This is a genomic window from Gracilibacillus oryzae (genome assembly GCF_009498735.1).
GTDB classification, from domain to species: Bacteria; Bacillota; Bacilli; order Bacillales; family Amphibacillaceae; genus Gracilibacillus; species Gracilibacillus oryzae.
This window is the reverse complement of record NZ_ML762473.1, coordinates 1-2,529: the sequence shown is the minus strand read 5'-3', so window position 1 is coordinate 2,529 and position 2,529 is coordinate 1. Positions and strand designations below refer to the sequence as shown.

3 protein-coding genes are annotated in these 2,529 nt (G+C 33.8%); all 3 read left to right on the top strand.

The annotated features are described in order from the left end of the window. Positions 1-593: 593 nt before the first annotated feature. The 3 genes from F9U64_RS22485 (at position 594) to F9U64_RS22475 (ending at position 2,170) form a co-directional block, all read left to right on the top strand. Positions 594-944 (top strand): ASCH domain-containing protein, encoded by a 351-nt coding sequence (locus tag F9U64_RS22485; protein ID WP_153407131.1) that lies wholly within the window; start codon positions 594-596, stop codon positions 942-944. A gap of 217 nt (positions 945-1,161) precedes the next feature. Further along, positions 1,162-1,605: a hypothetical protein gene (locus F9U64_RS22480; RefSeq protein ID WP_153407130.1), complete on the top strand. Its 444-nt coding sequence runs from the start codon at positions 1,162-1,164 to the stop codon at positions 1,603-1,605. A 73-nt stretch (positions 1,606-1,678) separates the two neighbouring features. Further along, positions 1,679-2,170 carry a VanZ family protein gene (locus tag F9U64_RS22475; protein WP_228275868.1) on the top strand — a complete coding sequence of 164 codons (492 nt, stop codon included), beginning with the start codon at positions 1,679-1,681 and terminating at the stop codon, positions 2,168-2,170. Positions 2,171-2,529 lie beyond the last annotated feature (359 nt).

The following is a 2,529-nucleotide window of genomic DNA, read 5'->3' as shown; positions in this document are numbered from 1 at the left end:
CTTGGTGAAGCGGGTTTCTTCAACAAGTTAGCTGAGGCCGTCCCCACGGAAAGCGAAGCAATCGGACGTAGCGGCGTCATTGCACTCTCATAATCTCAAAATTAACTTTTATTACTTACTGCACATAATCCCTATTATGGGTCATTTGTTTTTAAAACATTCGTCCTTGGGGTGGAACATAATCGTTATGTTCCACTCTCTTATTACAGACGCTAAGCATTCTGATAAGTTTCGCTACTGATCGGTAAGCACCTCAAATGATCAATGTCTCACTTTATTTAAAACTATATCTATTATTTCTTTAGAATCTTTGCTAAAAGTTTTTTTCCCTCAGGTGTTAAATAAACGTTCTTATCATGGTATAATCGATTAGCTAGACTTTTGGACATTTCTTTATTTTTCTTAGCTGGCAACCGAAACACTCCTTTCCTGCCATATAGGATATATTATGGCTCGTGAGGAAAATTGCAAAGGACAAATATGGGATGGTATTCGTGGAATTTTATTGAATCAGTAATCAATTCCGTTGACCATTTCTTTCAAATCTTGATAAACTGATTAATAATAGAATATAGGAAAGGCATGATGTTACGATGACAAGCAATCAAGAAAATCAAGCATTGCCACCAAAAACATGTACGATTGACAGACTAATTACAATTCCAGCTGACATAGAGAAAGTTCTGCAAGGGAAGAAACGTGCAACAAGAAGAAATGGCCGATATGCAGATATTGGAGAGACAATGACATTAGAGGATCATCAATTTATTATAGATAAAGTTTACCAGCAAAAATTAGGCGAACTTACAGATGAAGATGCCATTAAGGAAGGTTATGCTGATTTAGAGGCATATAAAGAAGCGATATTATCACTTCATCCGGGAATGCCATGGATTCCTAAGATGCAAGTCTGGGTTCATGAATTTAGTCCTGTAAGCAAATAATATTTTCAGTTAATAAAAAGTATGCATGAATTAGCTCGCATCCCAGAAGAGTTGATCATGGATACTTTTTTTATTGATAAATCCTTTCTTATTAATACCATTCATTGGAATAACATCTTTTGGAACATCCAACTTTTCAAAACTATCTTTTTTGAGAAAAAATTACAAAATTTGCGGAAATATGTTATGCTGAAAGGAGAAGAGGGAGGGAGTTTCTGTGCATTATACATATGGAAATAGTTCGAAATGGAGAAACAAAGGAATTCTTTCTATAATAACAGGAGCATTAGTGATTTTAGTCTGGATCATTACGTTTATTGATAATGAACTAAGCTATGTCGTCTTTTTAATATTAACAGCTATTTTCCTTGTTTTTGTCTGTTTCCGGGTATACAGAGCAATCTACTATTTTAAGCTGCCCGAAAAAGACTATGTTATTATTGATGACAACTCTCTAATCTTAAAAGAAATGTTTTTGCCAAATTATAAAATCCCCTATGCAGAGATAAAGCATGTTGCTAAAATAAATAAAATACTAGTCATTACATTAGAAAATAACAGGGAAAAACATATATACCTTGATTGGTTAGATAAAGAGGATTCCTCTCACTTAATAGAACAGCTGCAAGGAAAGGTTGGAATACTGAACCATACTAGTTAGCTGTTTGAGAAAGGTTGGTAAATTTTTGAAGAATCATGCCTGGTACAAGATATATCGAATCACCTTATGGCTGGTGTTCATTTTATATTTGTGCTTTAGCTCATATTTATTACTATTTCAGCGAATTGCAACAAGGGTTATGAATTATTTTAACGGAATATATACTAATCCTTATGTTTATACATCCTCAGAAAGCAGCCGGTATATAGACAACTTTCTGGCAAATTCTAATTTGGTTCCATTTAGAAACACCATTCGCTATATAACAGAATCTGATCATTTTTCTATTTTATTTATTTTCAATAATATTGTCGGAAATATATTAGTGTTCTTGCCTCTGGGACTGTTACTGCCACTGTTATTTCCTCGCCATCGAAAATTCATCTTGCTTTTATTGACAGTTACATGTTTCACTATTTTAGTAGAGATCACCCAAATTACATTACAAATTGGTCAGTTTGATGTGGATGATCTTATATTGAATGTTATTGGTGGTATGGCAGGCTATTGGTTTGCGAAATTACTAATGGACAATGTGAAAATAAAATCACAACTTTTTATGTAGGAAGGGTTGTGATTTTTTTATTATAGCGCCAACCATCTGAAATATCCTAAACGAAAAGATTCAAGTATCACGAAGTAAGTATGCGGAGGATAAACAGACACTAAGCGTCCTGATAAGTTTCGCTAATGATCAGTGGGGGATACAAAAAAACCACTGATTAAAGTCTTATTTTATTTTCTATTTACAAACATTCTGTATGTATGTTAATATTCGATTATAACAAAGGAGCATTCCTGTAATGAAGAAATTTGAGGTTTGAATACAAAAAGCCTCCTTGGTATTATACGAGGTGTCCGATCGTTGCAACGAAAAAGGACCCTTAATTAATACCCAAGGAGGACTCAAGATGAATTATACGC